Annotated in this window: 15 protein-coding genes; 1 reads left to right on the forward strand and 14 read right to left on the reverse strand. The window is 59.9% G+C overall.

Going from position 1 to position 19,310, the window contains the following annotated elements:
* Positions 1–49: 49 nt before the first annotated feature.
* The 7 genes from DHB74_RS07510 to DHB74_RS07540 all read right to left on the reverse strand — a co-directional run bounded on the left by DHB74_RS07510 (position 50) and on the right by DHB74_RS07540 (position 8,310).
* Positions 50–1,846 (reverse strand): ABCB family ABC transporter ATP-binding protein/permease, encoded by a 1,797-nt coding sequence (locus tag DHB74_RS07510; RefSeq protein WP_499161138.1) that lies wholly within the window; start codon positions 1,844–1,846, stop codon positions 50–52.
* A 64-nt stretch (positions 1,847–1,910) separates the two neighbouring features.
* Positions 1,911–3,305, reverse strand: coding sequence for a hypothetical protein (locus DHB74_RS07515; RefSeq protein ID WP_499161139.1), 1,395 nt, complete (start codon positions 3,303–3,305; stop codon positions 1,911–1,913).
* Between the two features lie 181 nt (positions 3,306–3,486).
* Complete coding sequence (locus tag DHB74_RS07520; RefSeq protein ID WP_074780087.1) at positions 3,487–4,272, reverse strand: dienelactone hydrolase family protein; 786 nt, start codon at positions 4,270–4,272, stop codon at positions 3,487–3,489.
* Positions 4,273–4,376: 104 nt separating this feature from the next.
* Positions 4,377–6,281 carry a molecular chaperone HtpG gene (gene htpG, locus DHB74_RS07525; RefSeq protein WP_499161140.1) on the reverse strand — a complete coding sequence of 635 codons (1,905 nt, stop codon included), beginning with the start codon at positions 6,279–6,281 and terminating at the stop codon, positions 4,377–4,379.
* An 88-nt stretch (positions 6,282–6,369) separates the two neighbouring features.
* Positions 6,370–7,374 carry a hypothetical protein gene (locus DHB74_RS07530; RefSeq protein WP_499161141.1) on the reverse strand — a complete coding sequence of 335 codons (1,005 nt, stop codon included), beginning with the start codon at positions 7,372–7,374 and terminating at the stop codon, positions 6,370–6,372.
* A gap of 37 nt (positions 7,375–7,411) precedes the next feature.
* Positions 7,412–7,849: a PaaI family thioesterase gene (locus DHB74_RS07535; RefSeq protein ID WP_036992513.1), complete on the reverse strand. Its 438-nt coding sequence runs from the start codon at positions 7,847–7,849 to the stop codon at positions 7,412–7,414.
* Positions 7,846–8,310, reverse strand: a complete 465-nt coding sequence (locus DHB74_RS07540) for a PaaI family thioesterase (RefSeq protein WP_036992514.1) — start codon at positions 8,308–8,310, stop codon at positions 7,846–7,848. The genes DHB74_RS07535 and DHB74_RS07540 overlap by 4 nt, the downstream gene beginning before the upstream one ends.
* Positions 8,311–8,470: 160 nt before the next feature.
* Between DHB74_RS07540 and DHB74_RS07545 the strand changes: the two genes are divergently transcribed.
* On the forward strand, positions 8,471–8,791 hold the full coding sequence (locus tag DHB74_RS07545; protein ID WP_499161142.1) for a hypothetical protein: 321 nt from the start codon (positions 8,471–8,473) through the stop codon (positions 8,789–8,791).
* Positions 8,792–8,858: 67 nt separating this feature from the next.
* Here the strand turns inward: DHB74_RS07545 and DHB74_RS07550 are convergent, their stop codons facing one another.
* The 7 genes from DHB74_RS07550 to DHB74_RS07580 all read right to left on the reverse strand — a co-directional run bounded on the left by DHB74_RS07550 (position 8,859) and on the right by DHB74_RS07580 (position 19,021).
* Complete coding sequence (locus tag DHB74_RS07550; RefSeq protein ID WP_051611327.1) at positions 8,859–9,614, reverse strand: DUF599 domain-containing protein; 756 nt, start codon at positions 9,612–9,614, stop codon at positions 8,859–8,861.
* Between the two features lie 22 nt (positions 9,615–9,636).
* Positions 9,637–10,947, reverse strand: coding sequence for a branched-chain amino acid transport system II carrier protein (brnQ, locus tag DHB74_RS07555; RefSeq protein WP_036992516.1), 1,311 nt, complete (start codon positions 10,945–10,947; stop codon positions 9,637–9,639).
* Positions 10,948–11,110: 163 nt separating this feature from the next.
* Positions 11,111–11,992 (reverse strand): succinate--CoA ligase subunit alpha, encoded by an 882-nt coding sequence (gene sucD, locus DHB74_RS07560; RefSeq protein WP_036992518.1) that lies wholly within the window; start codon positions 11,990–11,992, stop codon positions 11,111–11,113.
* The gene (sucC, locus tag DHB74_RS07565; protein WP_036992520.1) at positions 11,992–13,158 is read right to left on the reverse strand and encodes an ADP-forming succinate--CoA ligase subunit beta; all 1,167 of its coding nucleotides are present in this window, start codon (positions 13,156–13,158) and stop codon (positions 11,992–11,994) included. The genes sucD and sucC overlap by 1 nt, the downstream gene beginning before the upstream one ends.
* Positions 13,159–13,362: 204 nt before the next feature.
* A complete protein-coding gene (gene lpdA / locus DHB74_RS07570; protein ID WP_499161143.1) occupies positions 13,363–14,799 on the reverse strand; it encodes a dihydrolipoyl dehydrogenase in 1,437 nt (478 codons plus the stop codon).
* Between the two features lie 101 nt (positions 14,800–14,900).
* On the reverse strand, positions 14,901–16,148 hold the full coding sequence (odhB, locus tag DHB74_RS07575) for a 2-oxoglutarate dehydrogenase complex dihydrolipoyllysine-residue succinyltransferase (RefSeq protein ID WP_136869811.1): 1,248 nt from the start codon (positions 16,146–16,148) through the stop codon (positions 14,901–14,903).
* Positions 16,149–16,183: 35 nt separating this feature from the next.
* Complete coding sequence (locus DHB74_RS07580) at positions 16,184–19,021, reverse strand: 2-oxoglutarate dehydrogenase E1 component (RefSeq protein WP_280165522.1); 2,838 nt, start codon at positions 19,019–19,021, stop codon at positions 16,184–16,186.
* Positions 19,022–19,310 lie beyond the last annotated feature (289 nt).

A 19,310-nucleotide genomic window follows, 5' to 3' on the forward strand; every position in this document is an offset into this window, starting at 1 on the left:
GGGCCGGGGTCTATCCCGGCCCAGCGGTGTTGCCGGCTAGCTATGGTGCTCAGGCTTCGGAGGTGTCCTCCCCTTCACGCTGCTGCTCCGCCCACAGCCGCGCATAGGCTCCGCCCGCCGCCAGTAACCGCTGATGCGTGCCCTGCTCCACCACCTGCCCCTGGTCCAGCACCAGGATCTGCTCCGCATGGGTGATGGTTGACAGCCGATGAGCAATGGCGAGGGTGGTACGCCGCCGCGATACCAGGTTCAGCGCGTCCAGAATCCGCCGCTCCGAATGCGTATCCAGTGACGAGGTCGCCTCGTCGAGGATCAGCAATTGTGGGTCCTTGAGCAGCACCCGGGCGATGGCGATACGCTGCTTCTCGCCGCCGGACAGCTTCAGCCCCCGCTCCCCCACTTGCGTCTGCAGGCCTTCGGGCAGCCGTTGGACAAAGTCTTCCAGCTGCGCCATGCGCAACACCGCCCAGACTTCCTCATCGCTGGCACCCGGCTTACCGTAGGCAATGTTGTAACCGATGCTGTCATTGAACAGCACGGTATCCTGCGGCACCACGCCGATGGCCTGGCGCAGGCTGCGCTGGGTCACCGTGCGGATATCCTGACCATCAATGGTGATGCCGCCACTGCTGACGTCATAGAAGCGAAACAGCAACCGCGCCAGCGTGGACTTACCGGCGCCGCTGGGGCCGACCACAGCCAACGTCTGGCCGGCCGGAATCGTAAAGCTGACGTCCTTGAGGATCGGCCGCTCCGCCGTGTAAGAATGATTGACGTGCTCGAAGCGCACCGTGCCGCCCTCAACCCGCAGCGCTGCCGCCTCATCCACATCAGCCACCTTGACCGGTGCCTCCAGCAATCCGAACAACCGCTCGATATTGATCAGCGCTTCACGAATTTCCCGGTAGATGAAACCGAGGAAATTCAGCGGAACGAACAGCTGGATCATGTAGGCGTTGATCATGACCAACTCACCCAGCGTCATGCTACCAGCGGACACCTGGTTCGCCGCCAGTACCATCATCAGCGTCACCGAGCCGGCAATGATCAACGCCTGCCCCGAATTCAGCGCTGACAACGACAGCCGAGTCTTCATCCGCGCTGATTCCCAGCCAGCCAGGTGCTCGTCGTACTGCCTGGCCTCAAACAGCTCGTTACCGAAATACTTCACCGTTTCATAGTTCAGCAGGCTGTCCACTGCTCGGGTATTGGAGCGGTTGTCGAGCTGATTGCTTTCACGCACGAAGCGGTTGCGCCATTCGGTAAAGTCAATGGTGAACAGGCTATAAACCACCACCGCACCGAGTACCGTCAACGCATACACCGGACTGAAGTTGGCCAGCAGAATGACAGTGATCAGGCCAATTTCCAGCAAGGTCGGCAGGATATTGAACACCATGAAGCGCAACAGAAAGCTGATGCCACTGGTACCGCGCTCGATATCCCGCGCCAGTCCACCGGTCCGGCGCGACAAATGAAAGCCAAGATCCAACCGGTGCAGGTGCTCGAATACCTTGAGCGATACCCGCCGCATTGCCCGCTCGGCTACCCGGGCGAACACCGCATCACGCAATTCGGAGAAGAACACTGTGGAGAAACGCAGCAGGCCGTATGCCGTCAGCAACGCCACCGGCACCAGGATCAGCGCATCGGTGACTGCCTCGTAATGCTCGACAATCAGCTTTAGCATCCAGGGCACCGCCACCCCGGCCAGCTTGGCCAGCAACAGACAGGTCATGGCCAGGGCCACCCGGCCACGGAACTCACTCAGATAGGGAAGGAGACTGCGGATGATCCGCCAGTTGACCGGACCACCGGCATAGGAATTGTCGCTACTGGGTCGCAATGCAAGGGCCTCGGGTGATTGTGCCGAGACGGCAGTCTATCATCCCGAGGCCTGTTTATTTGCTCTAGCCTTCGGCCTCCAGCTTCACCGGTGCCGGTGCCGGCGCTTCCTCATGCTCCTCGGGAATCGGCTCAACGCTGCGATCCCAGCCCACCAGCAGCAGTGTGGTCAACACACCGAACAGCAGGCCCACCCAGGGCTCGAAGAAGGCCAGCCCCGCACCAATCAACAGCACCGCGCCCCGCGACGCGTTGTTCTTGGGAATGGCCATGGCGATATAGGCGCAGGCAAAACCGGTCAGCACCAGCGTCAACGACAGCGCGATGCCCAGCAGCGGCTGCAGGCCGGTTACCAGTGGCAACAGGAAGAACAGAATCGGGATGCCCATGCCGTAATAGGAGATCAGCCCGCTGTGCAGACTATCCATGGTCTGCCGACCCTGCTTCCAGCGCTGGATGATGATCACGTGAACGCCGGTCCACATCGGCCCCTGAGTGGGGAAAAACGGTGCGCTGATACCCATCACTGCGTTACGGATGGCCAGGGCGAAATGCGAACGGGTCGGATTGATGTCGATGTGTTCATCGTTGCGCTCTTTCAGGCCCTCGCGGATCACTTCGTTGCCGGTCACCAGGTCACCGAACAGGATGACATAAGTGATGATGGCCAGCGGCATGGCCTGGATCATCATGCTCATGTCCGGGAAACCAATGGCAAACGGCGACATCTTGTTCCACATATCGCCGACCGGTGGGATTAAAAACCCCCACTGCACGTCATAGGCGACCTCTCCCACCAGCGGCCCGACAATCCCGGCGATGACAAAGCCCGGCAGCAGCCCCAGCGCCGCGATCATGGCAACCCAGCGGTATTTCTCCTTGAGCCGCTGCATCGGCAGGGAAAAGGCAAAGATCAGGCACACCGCGCAGGCCAAGGTGGTGGCGATAGGTTGCTGCAGGAGAAAACGCTCGGCGTCATCGATGAATACCCGCTTGAGCGCAGCCAGGGCGGCCCCCAGGATGATCCCGGCCTTGAGAGTATCCGGCAGCCAGATGACGAACTTCTTGCCCAGGCCGGTCAGGCCCAGCACGAACAGCAACAGCGCAAAATCCAGCGACAGCGCCGTCATCGCCTGCAGTCGCAGCGTCGGATCGTCCCCCGCGCCGATGGCAAAGGCCAGCGCCAGCGGCAGCGCAGGGGTAAGCCAGCCCGGCGCATAGGGCTCACCAAACACGATCAACGCTGAGCTGATCAGGATCGAATGGATCATCGAGGCGGCAACGGCCTCCTCGAAGGTAAGACCGAAGAACATGGTCATCAGCGGAATAAGGGATAACCCCGTCGCCGCAGCAATGAAGATGCCCTGAAACAGTTCCGGCCAGTACAACCGGGTGTGGTAGAACGGCAAGCGGAAGGTAAAGGGTCCCCAGCGCCAGCCGGGCAGTTCAGGTTGCGACATGATCCATCTCCATCGTTTATTGTTATCGGTGCGCGATCTCGCCTTACCTGGCCTTCGCTGCTTGTTCGTATTATTGATGGGGAGCTGATGAAAGCTCTAGTCGCATCATCTCTTCATCAGTTCGCTGAATATCACCCGTTAAGGTGAAGTCGCGATGGCATTATGCATAGCACCGGCGACTTCAGTCGGCGAGCACTTCGCCGAAGAAGCTGCGCATTTGCATGAAGGCGCGCTCAGCGACCCGCGGATGGTATTGGGCCTGGCCCTTCACGTTGGCCGATGGGTCGGTGAACGAATGCACTGCCCCGCCGTAACTGAGCAACTGCCAGTCCGCCACGCCAGCGTTGCGCATTTCCTGTTCGAAGGCTGCCACCTGCTCCGGCGGCACGTAGGGATCATCCGCCCCATGCAGCACCAACAGCGGCATCCGGATAGCCTTGGCAGCATCCGGGTCCGGCGTATCCAGATTACCGTGGAAGGACACCACGCCGCCGATCTCGGTACCCGAGCGGGCCAGCTCCAATACCGCCGTGCCGCCGAAACAGAAGCCGATGGCGCCCAGCCGCTGGGTATCCAGCGCGACCGTATCGCTTTGCGCCTTGAAGACTTCCAGAGCGGCATTGACCCGCTTGCGCATCACGGCACGATCAGAACGTACCTCCCCCGCCGCCGCGCTCGCCTGCTTCGCATCGGTCGGGCGAATATCCCGGCCATACAGGTCAGCGATGAACACCACATAATCGGTACCCGCAGCACGGTAGGCCTTCTTCGCCGCGTTGTCGGTGACGCCCATCCAGTTCGGCACCATCAACAGACCCGGACGCGGCTCCGTCACCGCCTCGTCATACACCAGCAAGCCCTGATAGGCCTCGCCATCGATTTCGTAATCCACTGTGTGCGTAATCATATCCGCCTGCGCCAACCCGACCGTCGCGGTCATCAAGAGAGTGGTGAGTGTCTTCTTCATGCAGATGTCCCTTGCAGGAGTGTTGAACAGCAAGAATAGACGATGGGGAAAGAAAAAACGCCCGGCGCGGAAATCCGGGCCGGGCGTTTTTATCGCGCAGAGGTTTACTTGCTCAGTTCCACCAACAGCGCGTTCAGGCGGCGTACGTAGCTGCCCGGATCCTGCAGGGCTTCGCCGGCGGCCAGGGCCGCCTGGTCGAAGAGGATATGGGTGAGGTCGGCAAAGCGGTCCTCGTCCTGTTCCTGATCGAGCTTGCCCAGCAGCGGGTGCGCCGGGTTGATCTCCAGGATCGGCTTGCTTTCCGGCGCCTTCTGGCCGGTGGCTTCGAGGATCTTGCGCATCTGCAGGCCCATGCCATCTTCAGTGACCACCAGCACCGCCGGTGAGTCGGTCAGACGGTGGGAGACCTTGACCTCGTCCACGCTGTCCTTGAGCACATCCTTGACCCGCTGCACCAGGTCCGCCTTGGCCTTGGCCACTTCGTCCTGCGCCTGCTTGTCTTCCTCGCCTTCCAGCTTGCCCAGGTCCAGATCGCCACGGGCGACGTCGACGAACTGCTTGCCCTGGTATTCGCTCAGATGGCTCATCAGCCACTCGTCGATCCGGTCGGTCAGCAGCAACACCTCGATGCCTTTCTTGCGGAAGATCTCCAGATGCGGGCTGTTCTTGACCTGGCTGTAGCGCTCACCGGTGAGGTAGTAGATCTTGTCCTGACCTTCCTGCATGCGCTCGATATAGGCATCCAGGCTGACCACTTCGCTGTCGTCGTTCTGCGCGGTGGAAGCAAAGCGCAACAGGCCAGCAATCTTCTCGCGGTTGGCGAAGTCTTCCGCCGGGCCTTCCTTCATCACGCTGCCGAAGGCCTTCCAGAAGGTGGCGTATTGCTCGGCATCGTTCTTCGCCAGTTTCTCCAACATGTCGAGCACACGCTTGGTCAGTGCCGACTTCATGCTGTCGATGGCCGGATCCTTCTGCAGGATCTCGCGGGAAACGTTCAGTGACAGGTCGTTGGAGTCGACCACACCCTTGATGAAACGCAGGTACAGCGGCAGGAACTGCTCGGCGTCATCCATGATGAATACGCGCTGCACATACAATTTCAAGCCCCGCGGCGCCTCGCGCTGGTACAGATCGAACGGTGCACGACCCGGTACGTACAACAGGCTGGTGTACTCCAGCTTGCCTTCGACCTTGTTGTGGCTCCAGCTCAGCGGGTTCTCGAAGTCGTGGGCAACATGCTTGTAGAACTCCTGGTATTCCTCTTCCTTGACCTCGGTACGCGGACGGGTCCACAGGGCGCTGGCGCGGTTGACGCTTTCCCACTCCGGCTCAGCCGGCTGGTCCTGCTCTTCACCCATCTGCTGCTTCGGCAGCTCGATGGGCAGGGAGATATGGTCGGAATACTTCTTGATGATGTTGCGCAGGCGCCAGCCATCGGCGAACTCGCTCTCGTCTGCCTTGAGATGCAGAACGATACGGGTGCCGCGCTCGGGCTTGTCGATATTCTCGATGGTGAAATCGCCTTCGCCAGCCGATTCCCAGCGCACCCCTTCCGCGGCGCTGGCGCCGGCCCGGCGGGTAAATACTTCCACCTTATCGGCGACGATGAAGGCACTGTAGAAGCCCACGCCGAACTGGCCAATCAGACTGGCGTCCTTCTTCTGGTCACCGGTCAACTGCTGCATGAAGGCAGCGGTGCCGGATTTGGCGATGGTGCCCAGATGGCTGATGACTTCATCGCGGGACATGCCGATGCCGTTGTCCTCGATGGTCAGCGTCTTCGCCTGTTCGTCAGCACTGATGCGGATACGCAGGTTCGGATCGTCTTCCAGCAGCTCAGGCTTGGCGATCGCCTCGAAGCGCAGTTTGTCCGATGCGTCCGACGCGTTGGAAATCAGCTCACGGAGAAAGATCTCCTTGTTCGAGTACATCGAATGGATCATCAGGTGCAGCAGTTGCTTCACCTCGGTCTGAAATCCGAGCGTTTCCTTTTGGGCTTCCACGGTCATGTTTGCAGTATCTCCATGTTTCACAAGGATTGTTGGCCCACGCGTGGGCGGGCGGATGGATCCTTGATGGGGATGCTGCAGTCGTATTTCAAGGCGTGGCGCGCGACTCGATCATACGAATGTCCAGCGGATGAAAATGCAGCTCGACCTGATCCGCGCCCCGGGCCTGGGCGAGAATCAGCCGCTGTTCCGCGCTGAGCTCACGGAAGGCACCCAGATGCACCCGGCCCGACCAGGTCGTCAGACGCACCGCCGAGCCGCTGAATAGCGCGGGCTCATCAATCAGTGCCAGCAGGCTCAGCTCTTGCCATTCCTTCTCCTCCCCTGGCTGTCGACCCTCCTCCCGAGCGACAGCTGCAGCGGCATGGGCGGCTGCCTGTTCTTGCGCAAGCTGCTCGGCCTGCTCGCGTTCGAGCAACCATGGCGGTACCGACGCCAACTCAATGCGACCGGTCAGCCAGGTGCTGTAGATGGTCGGCAGATGCAGGTGGATACGCCCCTCGACCCGCCCTTGCACCGGCTCGCCGAAATCCAGGCTCAGGCTGTAGTCATCCACTACCTTGCGCAGCCCCGGCGCCGCCAGCGCGCCTGAGTACCACTGCAGTACCAGCTCGGGCCACTCGCCCTCGTCACCGGGCAGACGCTGGACCACTGGCTCCTGCAACAAGCTGCGAGCGCCAGCGAAACGAATGGTCAGCACCCGGCGCAGCCGCTCTGGCGGACCTTCCTCGAAAACCAGATCCTCACCACGCCAGACTATCCGCTCGGGAACAAAGGGTTGCCCCATGATGGTGCCCTGCAGATCGCTGGTGGCCGGCGCGGCGGCGGACCAGTGGCCACTCAACAGCAGATCCAGCCGCTCGGGCTGCTGGCGCTGCAGTTCAAGGGTACCGACCACCAGACTGACGATACCCAGCAACAACAGCAAACGCGGCCAGGTCGGATAGCCGCGGCCACGCAGAAACAGAGTGAGGGGAGCAAGAAACAAGGCCACCAGCATGCGGCCTACGGACAGACGGATGGCTGCAATCACCAACCAGAACCAGCCCAGCACCAACAACAGCCCACCGGCCAATATCATCAAGGCTTCCATGTCTCGACTATCTCCTTTTGGCGCCAGAATGCCTGGTTCAATCCAGCTTGAAATGCGCTCGCGCAGTGGCTACCGGTTCTTCCGAGCGGGTTTGCCAGGCGGTAATGGCCACATTACCCACTCGGCGGCCCTGACGCCATACCTGGCAGGTGGCATAGGTATCACGGGACAGCCCGGCCCGCAGATAATCCACGGAAAAGTCGATGATCTTCGGGAAGGTCTGGCTATGCATGGAGGTCATCAGGTGCAGCATCGCCGCTTGCTCCATGAACCCAGCCAGCACGCCACCGTGCAGCGCCGGCAGCATCGGGTTACCGATGTTGTCAGCCTTGATCGGTAGATGAAAGATCATTTCCTCACCGAGGCGCATCACCCGTATCCCGAGCATGCGGGCGTAAGGAATTTCTGCGATCAGCGGCATGTAGTCACCGGACTCATGGGCATCCCGCACCAGCTGTTCTATATGCTCGTTCATGCTGTTCCTCCCGACGCAGCCGGCACCTTCTGGCTATCAATCGCTCCCTTACCCATGCGCATGAAGGTACCAACAACATGGGCCAGCGGCTCTTCACGACTCTGCTGATAAGCCACCCCACGGGTAAAGATCACTGTCGGGGTCACCCGGTAGCATTCGGCAAAACCGAAAATCGGCGCTCCGGGTTCAGCCGGATGCATGTAATCGATGCGCAGGTCCAACGTCGGACAGATCTCGAACTCATCCAGATAACAGACCGTCGATATACCGCAACAGGTATCCATCAATGTCGTGATGGCCCCGCCATGGACCACTCCGGTCACCGGATTACCAATGATGAGGTCGCTGTAGGGCAGCTTGATCACCAGCCCGTTCTCGTCAGCCTGTTCTACCGTCATGCCGAGCAGTTGACAGTGGCGCAGCACGGAAAGGAAGCTCTGCGCGCGTTGTTCGATGGTCATAGGTTATCCATACCGGACAGGGTAAAAGTGGATGGATTTTAACAGATCGCGACATGTTGGCGCCAAAGCAGCGGCGATATCCGACTTCATTTAAGCGCAGCGGGAACTCTTGCCGTTCCGGTTGGACTAAGTTCTCGTGAATCATCACTTGGAGAATCAGATGAAAAAGCTTTGCGCAACTGCCGTCCTGATAGCTAGTTTCGGTTTGCTGGCAGCCTGCCAGGATGAGCCGGAAGACAAGATGGAGTCGGCCCAGGAGTCGATGTCCGATGCGATGGCAAACATGGGTGACGCTGCCGAGGATGCGGGCGAGGCCATCGAGCAGAAGGCCGACCAGACCTTCAACAACGAACCTACCACCGGGGAAAGGATCGAAGAAAATCTTGATGAAGCCGGTGAGCGGATCGGTGAAGCCTATGACGACTCGGCTGCTTACCTGGAAGAGAAAGGTGAGGACATCAAGGCCGCTGTGACCGAATAAAGCTGGCTCATTTGCTGTATCCCACGACATTACCGGCCGCTTCTGCGGCCGGTAATGTTTCTACCACTCACTGCTCCGGTTTCGCGGTCTCTTCGGCCGACGATTCGGGAAAGTGGGTCGGCGTCGCCATCAGCACTTCCAGTACAGCAGAGCGAAACTCCCGGCGGTACAACACGTACACCACGCCGGTGGTCATCATCATGAACACCCAGGGATTGATGAACCAGCTGAGTGTCGCCAGGGCGAAATAATAGGAACGCAGCCCCAGGTTGAACGAGTGCGCTGCTTTGGACAACACCTTGGCCGCCCGACTGGTGAAGGCCTTACGCTCGATCTCACTGACATGCTTCTCCCCTACCAGCGGCGCCGCACCGAACAGCACCGAGGCAAAGTTGTATTGGCGCATGGCCCAGGAGAAAGTAAAGAAGGCGTAGACAAAAATGCCGAGCATGATCAGCAATTTCATCTCCGAGACCTCGCGGCTGACCGGCGCCACGAAGGGCAGATCGTGCAGCAGATTCTGTGCCTGGTCGCTGGCCCCCATGACCGTGATCAGACCCGCCAGGATCAGCAACGTACTGGAGGCGAAGAACGAGGTATTTCGTTCCAGGTTGCTGATCAGGCTGGCATCGGCGATGCGCTGCTCACGCAGCAGCAGCCGGCTCATCCAATCCTTGCGATACAGATGCAACACACTCGCCAGGCAAGGCGTATCGCGTCCCCGATGCCAGGCATAACGCGTGTAGCCAACCCAGCAGAACATGAACCAGCACAGTGCCGCGAGATTCAGCCACAGCGATCCCGCATCGGGTAGCCCGGTCATTCCCTCTCCTTCAAACATGCCATCAAGCCTGTTGCCCCCTGGGGTGGCGCAGGCGATCAACCACCAATGCCACGATCAGCATGATGATAGCCGGCACCAGCCAGCCCAGCCCCTGTGAGGTGAATGGCAGTGAACTGAGCCAGGCCACGTCCCGCTCGATGAACCCGGCGGCCTTCAGGCCGTCGATGATGCCAAAGACCAGGGCCACCAGCATCACCGGGCGCATGATGTTTTGCGGGCGCTGCCAGCCGGGTATGAACAAACCAAGACATACCAGCACGATCGCCAGCGGATACAGCCCCACCAGCACCGGAATGGAGACCCGGATCAGGCTGTCCAGCCCCTGGTTGGCTACCGCCATGCAGAAGATGGTGAATACCCAGACCACCTGCGCATAGCTGACCGGGAACTCGCGGCTGAAGAAGGCGCCACAGGCAGATATCAGCCCCACCGCGGTGGTCAGGCAGGCCAGCGTGATAACCACTGCCAGCAACAGGCTGCCGAGATTGCCGAAACGATGCTGTACGAACGCCGCCAGAATCTCACCGCCATTGGCGCCGGGCTCTACCAGTGCACTGCTGGTACCGCCGAGCTGGAACAGGGCAAGGTAGACGAGGGCCAGACCAATCGCCGCGATGATCGCCGCGATAACGGTGTACCGGGTGATGATATGGGTTTCCTGCACCTGGCGGTCCCGAATCGCCCGGGTGATCACCACACCGAACACCAGGGCGCCCAGCGCGTCCATGGTCAGATAGCCTTGCAGCACACCTTCGACCAGTGGGCTGTCGCGATAGGTCGGTATGGGCGCGCCCACCTCGCCCAGAGGGAACAGCACCGCAGACAGCCCAAGAACCACCAACGCCAGCAGCAACACCGGAGTGATCAACTTGCCGATGTTGTCCACCAGCCGGCCGGGCTTGAGCGCCAACGCCAGCACCACGGCAAAGTACAGCAGCGAGTAGATCAACAAGGTCTGCCAACTGTCACCTACCAGACCGACGACGCCGACTTCATAAGATACAACCGCCGTGCGCGGCGTAGCGAACAGCGGCCCAATGGACAGGTAAACCAGGACGGCCAGGCACAGTCCCGGGAGGCGCCCCAGCGGCGCAGTCAGTTCCTGGATACCACCGCCCACCCGGGCCAGGGCCACCAGCGTCAACAATGGCAAGCCTACCGCGGTCAGCAGAAACCCAGCGGCCGTGGGCCACATGTTCACGCCAGCGGACAGGCCGGCACTGGGCGGAAAGATGATGTTGCCAGCCCCGAGAAACAGGGCGAAAGTCATGAAGCCAAGGGCTATGAGGTTAGCCGGAGATAGTGTTTTCATCGAAATTCTTCTTTGCAGTATGCCCGGTACAGGCAAAAATCACCGGCATTATAAACAGCCAGAAGGGCAAAGGCCCATGTTGATCCGCCCCGCAGTGGAACAGCGCGTATCGCACCCACAAAAAAGCCCCGCCGAAGCGGGGCTTTTTAATGGCGCAGAAGTATTACTTCATTGCCCAGCCGGTCAGTTCCGACAGTGCCTTGCCGATATCGGCAAGCGAACGCACGGTCTTCACGCCAGCGTCTTCCAGTGCGGCGAACTTCTCGTCGGCAGTACCCTTGCCGCCGGAGATGATCGCACCAGCGTGACCCATGCGCTTGCCTGCCGGAGCAGTAACACCTGCGATGTAGGACACAACCGGCTTGGTCACATTGGCCTTGATGTAGGCGGCAGCTTCTTCTTCAGCGCTACCACCGATCTCGCCGATCATGACGATCGCTTCGGTCTGCGGGTCGTTCTGGAACATTTCCAGAATGTCGATGAAGTTGGAGCCCGGGATCGGGTCACCACCGATACCAACACAGCTGGACTGACCGAAACCGGCGTCAGTGGTCTGCTTGACCGCTTCATAGGTCAGGGTGCCGGAGCGCGACACGATACCGACCTTGCCCGGCAGGTGGATGTGACCGGGCATGATGCCGATCTTGCTCTCGCCGGGGGTGATCACGCCCGGGCAGTTCGGCCCGATCAGACGCACGCCCAGTTCGTCACACTTGACCTTGGCATCCAGCATGTCGAGGGTAGCGATACCTTCGGTGATGCAGACAATCAGTTTGATACCAGCGTTAGCGGCTTCAAGGATGGAGTCCTTGCAGAACGGGGCCGGAACATAGATAACCGTTGCTTCAGCGCCAGTAGCCTGGACCGCTTCTTCAACAGTGTTGAACACGGGCAGACCCAGGTGAGTAGTACCGCCCTTACCAGGAGTAACACCACCAACCATCTTGGTGCCGTATTCGATGGCTTGCTCGGTGTGGAAGGAACCCTGGGAACCAGTGATACCCTGGCAGATTACCTTGGTGTTCTTGTCGATCAGGATGCTCATTACTTGCCCTCCGCCGCTTTCACGACCTGTACTGCAGCGTCGGTCAGACTGGTTGCAGCGATGATGTTCAAACCACTTTCGGCCAGGACCTTGGCGCCCAGGTCAGCATTGTTGCCTTCCAGACGTACCACGACCGGCACCTTCACACCTACGTCCTTGACTGCACCAATGATGCCTTCGGCAATCATGTCGCAACGAACGATACCGCCGAAGATGTTGACCAGAACCGCAGCCACATTGGTGTCGGACAGGATGATCTTGAACGCTTCGGTTACGCGCTCCTTGGTTGCGCCACCGCCAACATCGAGGAAGTTGGCCGGCTTGCCGCCGTGGTGGTTGACGATGTCCATGGTACCCATGGCCAGGCCAGCACCGTTGACCATGCAGCCGATGTTGCCGTCCAGCGCCACGTAGTTCAGTTCGAACTGGGCAGCGTGGGCTTCACGCGGATCGTCCTGGGACGGATCGTGCATGGCGCGCAGCTTGGGCTGACGGTACAGAGCGTTGGCATCGATGTTGATCTTGGCGTCCAGGCAGTGCAGGTTGCCGTCTTTCTTGATGACCAGCGGGTTGATTTCCAGCAGCGCCAGATCGTAATCGGCAAACAGTTTGCCCAGTCCGACGAAGATGTTGGTGAACTGCTTGATCTGGTCGCCCTTCAGGCCCAGTTTGAAAGCCAGGTCACGGCCCTGGTAGGGCTGCGGCCCAACCAGCGGGTCGATGGTAGCCTTGAGGATCTTCTCGGGAGTCTCCTCGGCGACCTTCTCGATTTCAACACCACCTTCGGTGGAGGCCATGAACACGATACGGCGAGTGGAACGGTCCACTACGGCACCCAGGTACAGTTCCTGGTCGATATCAGTGCAGGATTCAACCAGAATCTTGGCAACCGGCTGACCATTGGCGTCTGTCTGGTAGGTCACCAGGCGCTTGCCCAGCCACTGCTCAGCGAAGGCCTTGGCGTCTTCCTTGCTCTTGACCAGCTTCACACCGCCAGCCTTACCACGACCACCGGCATGCACCTGGGCCTTGACCACCCACTCAGTACCACCAATGGTATCGCACGCCTCGGCAGCTGCTTCGGGAGTCTCGACAGCAATGCCCTTGGAGACGGGAAGGCCGTACTCAGCGAACAGCTGCTTCCCCTGATATTCGTGAAGGTTCATTCTTTTGTACCGTTGTTCATATGAATTCAATAACGGTGGCCCTACCGCACCACCGCCACCAGTCAGGCTGCCGGATCAGAAACCCGACACACCGGTTCACCCTCCCAGGGGTGATGGTCAATCCGTTGACCTTGCCTTGTGAATGGCAACCAGGCTACCGGCACGCCCCCTGCGGGACCTGCCGGCAGCAACCGGGAAGATTCTTCAGCGCTTCTTGCGGTTGGCGATGTGAATGGCCTGACCACTCACTGCCAGAGCAGCTTCCTTCATCGCTTCCGACATGGTCGGGTGCGCAAAGACCATCATGCCCAGATCTTCAGCGCTGGTGCCGAATTCCATGGCAATGGCGCCCTGCTGTACCAGCTCGGCCGCGCTCGGGCCGATTACGTGTACACCCAGTACGCGATCGGACTTGGCGCAGGCGATGATCTTGACGAAACCGCTGGTGTCGTTGGCAGCCATGGCACGACCGCTGGCAGCGAAGGGGAACACGCCGACGTTGATATCAACGCCTTCGGCCTTCAACTGCTGCTCGTTCTGGCCAACCCAGGCGGCTTCCGGATGGGTGTAGATGACGGACGGGATCAGATCGTAGTTCATCTGGGCCTTGTGACCGGCGATGCGCTCGGCAACCACCACGCCCTCTTCCGAGGCCTTGTGCGCCAGCATCAGACCGCGCACCACGTCACCGATAGCGTACACGCCCGGCACCGAAGTGGCGCAATGATCGTCAACGTAGACATAGCCGCGCTCATCCAGGGTAATACCGGAGTCGGCAGCCAGCAGATCAGTGGTGACCGGACGACGGCCAACGGCAACGATCAGCTTGTCGAAGGTCACTTCCTGATCGCCCTTGGCATCAGTGAACTTGACGGTAACTTCCTCGCCCTTGACATCACTGCCGGTGACGCGCGCACCCAGCAGCACCTTCAGGCCCTGCTTGGTATAGATTTTCAGAGCTTCCTTGGACAGCTGCTCGTCAGCTGCGGGCAGGAACTTGTCCAGCGCCTCGATGACGGTCACTTCCGCACCCAGGCGGGACCACACCGAACCCAGCTCCAGACCGATGACGCCAGCGCCGATCACGCCCAGACGAGCCGGAACCGCTTCAAAGTCCAGGGCACCAGTGGAGTCGACGATGATCTTCTGATCCACCGGAGCCGGCGGAATTTCGACCGGACGCGAGCCGGAAGCCAGAATGACGTTTTCAGCGGCCAGCACTTCGCTGCTGCCGTCTTCCTTGATGACTTCGACCTGCTTGCCGGCCAGCAGCTTGCCGTGCCCCTGGTAAACAGTGACGCCATTGGCCTTGAGCAGCCCGGCAACACCGCCGGTGAGGTTCTTGACGATCTGATCCTTGCGGCCAATCATCGTGCTGACGTCCATCTTCACTTCGCCAGTGCTGATGCCATGAACCTGGAATGCATCCTTTGCCTCATGGTATTTCCAGGAGCTGTCCAGTAGCGCCTTGGAAGGAATGCAACCCACGTTCAGGCAGGTCCCACCCAGGGCCAGCTTGTCATCCTTGCCTTTGTACTTTTCGATACAGGCTGTCTTGAGACCCAGCTGGGCAGCGCGGATAGCGGCTACGTAGCCTCCCGGGCCTGAACCGATGACCACTACATCAAATTTATCGCTCATAAACCAATTCCTCTTTTTGCAGCTATGTGCTCAAGGCTGCCGGTGGGATCGCCACCAGCAGCTTGCCGCTTGATGCGTTGAAGCCTGACACCGATGCTGGATCAGATGTCCAGCAGCATGCGCGCCGGATCTTCCAGCAGTTCCTTGATGGCGACCAGGAAGCTCACCGCTTCCTTGCCATCGATCAGGCGGTGGTCATAGGACAGCGCCAGATACATCATCGGCAGGATCACCACCTGACCGTCAACGGCCATCGGACGGTCCTGGATCTTGTGCATGCCCAGGATCGCCGCCTGCGGTGGGTTGACGATCGGCGAGGACAACAGGGAACCGAACACGCCACCGTTGGAGATAGTGAAGGTGCCGCCAGTCATTTCTTCCATGGACAGCTTGCCGTCACGTGCCTTGCGACCGTACTCGGCAATGGTACCTTCGACCTGTGCCAGATTCATGAATTCAGTGTTACGCAGTACCGGCACCACCAGGCCGCGATCACTGGATACGGCAACGCCGATGTCCTGGTAACCGTGGTAGACGATGTCCTTGCCATCGATCGAGGCGTTGACTGCCGGGTAGCGCTTCAGCGCCTCGGTAGCAGCCTTGACGAAGAAGGACATGAAGCCCAGACGCACACCGTTGTGCTTCTTCTCGAACAGGTCCTTGTACTTCTTGCGCAGGTCCATGATCGGCTTCATGTTGATTTCGTTGTAGGTGGTCAACATGGCCATGCTGGACTGTGCTTCGACCAGACGCTCAGCGATGCGGGCGCGCAGACGGGTCATGGGCACGCGCTTCTCGACGCGGTCACCTTCGCTCAGCACCACGCTGGACGCAGCGGCAGCAGCAGGCTTGGCAGCCGGTGCAGCGGCTGCGGCCGGAGCGGATTTCTTCGCTTCGATGGCGTTGAGCACGTCTTCCTTGGTGATGCGGCCACCCTTGCCGGTACCCTTGATGTCCGCCGGGTTCAGGCCATTCTCTTCGGCCAGCTTGCGGGCTGCGGGGTTCAGCAGTTGCTCGTCACCTTCGCTGTCAGCGGCCGCAGAAGCAGCAGGTGCAGCGGCGGCAGCCGGAGCAGCGGCCGGGGCGGCAGCGGCTTGAGGAGCAGCAGCGCCGCCTTCGTTCAGGGTGCCCAGCAGCTCGGCGCTCAGTACGGTTTCGCCTTCGCCCTTGATGATCTCGCCCAGTACGCCGTCAGCCTCGGCCAACACTTCCAGAACTACCTTATCGGTCTCGATATCGACGATCAGATCATCACGCTTGACGGCATCGCCAGGCTGCTTGTGCCAGGTTGCAACAGTACCGTCGGCAACCGATTCGGGAAATGTGGGGGCCTTGATTTCAATAGCCATTGTCGATCCTTAAATAAACAGTGTTATGCAGAGGCTCAAGCGTAGAGCGCATCTTGCAGGAGTTTCGCTTGTTCTTCCGCATGGACGGAGGGATAGCCACCGGCAGGTGCCGCGGAAGCCTCTCGTCCAGCGTAGTCCAGATACAGATTGCTGACGCTGTGCTGTGCCAGTACCCGACGCATGTGATGCTGACTGCAGTACCAGGCGCCCTGGTTCATGGGCTCTTCCTGACACCAGACCACTTTCTGCAGGTTGGTGTAGGGTGCCAGCACCTCGGCCAGATCGTCCTCGGGGAACGGATACAGTTGCTCGATACGGACAATGGCAACATTCTCGTTCTCATCAGCACGACGTTTTTCCAGCAGGTCGTAGTACACCTTGCCGCTGCACATGACTACGCGATCCACCTTCGCCGGATCGATCGCATCGGCTTCGGGAATCACGGTCTGGAAGGATCCTTCAGCCAGATCTTCCAGGGTCGAGATTGCCAGTTTATGACGCAACAGAGACTTGGGCGTCAGTACTACCAGCGGTTTGCGCAGCGGACGGATCACCTGACGGCGCAGCAGATGGTAGATCTGAGCTGGCGTGGTCGGTACGCAGACCTGGATGTTCTGCTCGGCGCACAGCTGCAGGAAACGCTCCAGGCGTGCCGAGGAGTGCTCCGGCCCCTGACCTTCATAGCCGTGCGGCAGCAGCATGGTCAGGCCGCACAGGCGACCCCACTTGTGCTCGCCGCTGGTGATGAACTGGTCGATAACCACCTGTGCACCGTTGGCGAAGTCACCGAACTGTGCTTCCCAGACCACCAGCGCGTTGGGCGTGGTGGTGGCGTAGCCGTACTCGAATGCCAGCACCGCTTCTTCCGACAACAGCGAGTCGTAGATATCGAAGCGCGGCTGGTTCTCGCTCAGGTTGGCCAGCGGGACGTAGGCGCCCTGCTCTTTCTGGTTGTGCAGCACCGCATGACGATGGGAGAAAGTACCGCGGCCCACGTCCTGACCCGTGATGCGCACCGGATGACCTTCGTGTACCAGCGTGGCATAAGCCATGGTCTCGGCGAAGCCCCAGTTCAGGGCCAGGCCGCCGGCCGCCATCTTGCGCCGATCATCGACGATCTTGGAAACCTGACGTTGTACCACCAGGCCATCCGGCAGGTCATTCAGGCGATTGGCCAGTTCCTGCAGTGTCTTGAGATCAAAGCGGGTATCGTGACGCGCGGTCCACTGATGCCCCAGGTAGGGAGCCCAGTTAACGAAGGAACCGGTGTCGGGTTCCTTGACCAGGCTCTTGACCACGTGGTCACCGTTGTCCAGCGCGTTACGGTATTCCTCGATCCGCGCCTGCACCGCTTCCGCATCCAGCACACCTTCTTCAACCAGGCGATTGGCATAGATCTCACGGGTAGTCGGATGCTTGGCGATGATCGCGTACATGCGCGGCTGGGTGCCGGACGGCTCATCCGCTTCGTTGTGACCACGACGGCGGTAGCACACCAGATCGATCACCACGTCACGCTTGAACTGCATGCGGTAGTCGACTGCCAGCTGAGTCACGAACAGTACCGCTTCCGGATCGTCACCGTTGACGTGGAAGATCGGCGCCTGAATCATCTTGGCGATATCGGTGCAATACTCGGTGGAACGGGCATCATCCTGGCGGCTGGTGGTAAAGCCGACCTGGTTGTTGACCACGATATGAATGGTGCCGCCGGTCTTGTAGGCGCGAGTCTGGGACATCTGGAATGTCTCCATGACCACACCCTGCCCGGCGAATGCCGCATCACCATGAATGCTGATCGGCACTACCTTGTCACCGGCGGTATCCTTGCGGCGATCCTGACGCGCACGCACCGACCCTTCCACCACCGGAGAGACGATTTCCAGGTGCGAGGGGTTGAACGACAGTGCCAGATGCACTTCACCGCCGGAGGTCATGACGTTCGAGGAAAAGCCCTGGTGGTACTTCACATCACCGGAGCCCAGGTCGATCATCTTCTTGCCTTCGAACTCGTCGAACAGATCACGCGGGTTCTTGCCCAGAGTGTTGATCAGCACGTTGAGGCGGCCACGGTGGGCCATGCCCAGAACCACTTCATTGACACCGTAGGAACCGGAACGCTGGATGATCTCGTCGAGCATCGGAATCAGGCTCTCGCCGCCTTCCACACCAAAGCGTTTGGTACCGGGGTATTTGGTGCCCAGGTACTTTTCCAGGCCTTCGGCCGCGGTCAGGCGCTCAAGCAGGTGGCGCTTGCTCTCCACCGAGTGCTGCGGCTTGCCGCGTACGCTTTCCAGACGCTGCTGGAACCAGCGACGCTGGTTGGAATCGACGATGTGCATGTATTCAGCACCATAGGTGCTGCAATAGGTCGATTTCAGCGCATCGAGGATTTCGCGAAGGGGAGCTTCTTCCTTGCCGATGTTCAGTTCGCCGGTACGGAACACAGTGTCCAGGTCGGCATCGGTCAGACCGTACTCGGCCAATGTCAGATCAGCGATCTCTTCCCGCTCCCACAGACCCAGAGGGTCAAGGGGAGATGCTTGATGGCCCCGCATCCGATAGGCCTGAATCAGGCGCAGAACGCCTACCTGCTTCTTGTCACGCTCACTGCTGACCTGGCCACCGCTGACCGCCTGAGGGCGTCGGGTGTTCCGGGCGAGCGACAGAAAGTGCTCACGGATAGTGGAGTGGGAAATATCCGATCCAGTGAAACCGTTGATCTGGGGCAGCTTGTCGAAGTAGCTGCGCCATTCCTCGGCGACACCGTTGGGATCGTGCAGATAGAGCTCATAGAGCTCTTCAACATAGGAGGCATTCCCACCGGATAGGTGAGAGGTACTCCACAGCTGCTGCATTTCGCTGTCTGGCATGCTTGGTCACCCTCTATAAGGGGACACCACCTGGCGCAAAGACCATTAATAGGCAAAATGAATTGCCCTCCGTGCAGAACAGTCAGATGAGCATTCGGCATTGTCCCTGCCAGTCGCCCTGCTCTGTCACATTCCGCGAAACCGGAATATTGCCGGCCCCGACAGATAGTTCGGGTGTTACCCGTTGCCCCTGTTGGTTTAGGTACTAACAAACCGCAGCTTTGTGGGCGCGGTTCGATTTGTTCGGGTTACCAGCTCCGTTGCCGGAGCTGGAACGATTCACTTACTG

The organism is Pseudomonas sp. G11-1 (genome assembly GCF_024031555.1).
Classification (GTDB): Bacteria; Pseudomonadota; Gammaproteobacteria; order Pseudomonadales; family Pseudomonadaceae; genus Halopseudomonas; species Halopseudomonas bauzanensis.

Coding starts and splice junctions, on each gene's coding strand:
- DHB74_RS07515 (WP_499161139.1), bottom strand. CDS start 3,305: ATGTCGCAACCTGAACTGCCCGGCTGGCGCTGGGGACCCTTTACCTTC.
- DHB74_RS07520 (WP_074780087.1), bottom strand. CDS start 4,272: ATGAAGAAGACACTCACCACTCTCTTGATGACCGCGACGGTCGGGTTG.
- htpG (WP_499161140.1), bottom strand. CDS start 6,281: ATGACCGTGGAAGCCCAAAAGGAAACGCTCGGATTTCAGACCGAGGTG.
- DHB74_RS07530 (WP_499161141.1), bottom strand. CDS start 7,374: ATGGAAGCCTTGATGATATTGGCCGGTGGGCTGTTGTTGGTGCTGGGC.
- DHB74_RS07535 (WP_036992513.1), bottom strand. CDS start 7,849: ATGAACGAGCATATAGAACAGCTGGTGCGGGATGCCCATGAGTCCGGT.
- DHB74_RS07540 (WP_036992514.1), bottom strand. CDS start 8,310: ATGACCATCGAACAACGCGCGCAGAGCTTCCTTTCCGTGCTGCGCCAC.
- DHB74_RS07545 (WP_499161142.1), top strand. CDS start 8,471: ATGAAAAAGCTTTGCGCAACTGCCGTCCTGATAGCTAGTTTCGGTTTG.
- DHB74_RS07550 (WP_051611327.1), bottom strand. CDS start 9,614: ATGACCGGGCTACCCGATGCGGGATCGCTGTGGCTGAATCTCGCGGCA.
- brnQ (WP_036992516.1), bottom strand. CDS start 10,947: ATGAAAACACTATCTCCGGCTAACCTCATAGCCCTTGGCTTCATGACT.
- sucD (WP_036992518.1), bottom strand. CDS start 11,992: ATGAGCATCCTGATCGACAAGAACACCAAGGTAATCTGCCAGGGTATC.
- sucC (WP_036992520.1), bottom strand. CDS start 13,158: ATGAACCTTCACGAATATCAGGGGAAGCAGCTGTTCGCTGAGTACGGC.
- lpdA (WP_499161143.1), bottom strand. CDS start 14,799: ATGAGCGATAAATTTGATGTAGTGGTCATCGGTTCAGGCCCGGGAGGC.
- odhB (WP_136869811.1), bottom strand. CDS start 16,148: ATGGCTATTGAAATCAAGGCCCCCACATTTCCCGAATCGGTTGCCGAC.
- DHB74_RS07580 (WP_280165522.1), bottom strand. CDS start 19,021: ATGCCAGACAGCGAAATGCAGCAGCTGTGGAGTACCTCTCACCTATCC.